The following is a 302-nucleotide window of genomic DNA, read 5'->3' on the forward strand; positions in this document are numbered from 1 at the left end:
CCCGCGCGAGGCCTGGGAAGCCTCGCCGCGCGGCCTCTCCGCCGCCGATCTCGCCATGCAAGTCGCCCTGCCGGAATTCGATGGGCGAATCGGCGCCATTCCCGTGGCTTTCAAAGCGGACGAGACCCTGTCTCTTATACACATCTCCGAGCCCACGAGACTCTAGGCGCGATCTCGTATGCCGTCTTGTGCTTGAAAAGGGGGGGGGGGGGGGGGGGGGGGGGGGGGGGGGGGGGGGGGGGGGGGGGGGGGGGGGGGGGGGGGGGGGGGGGGGGGGGGGGGGGGGGGGGGGGGGGGGGGGG

Annotated in this window: 1 pseudogene; it reads left to right on the forward strand. The window is 75.8% G+C overall.

The annotated features are described in order from the left end of the window. Window positions 1–121 (forward strand): annotated as a pseudogene (locus tag JHD80_RS29455) (cobaltochelatase subunit CobN); the annotation flags it as partial. Between the last annotated feature and the right edge of the window lie 181 nt (window positions 122–302).

Origin of the sequence: Allobosea sp. ASV33, assembly GCF_016428755.1 — a bacterium.
Taxonomy (GTDB): domain Bacteria; phylum Pseudomonadota; class Alphaproteobacteria; order Rhizobiales; family Beijerinckiaceae; genus Allobosea.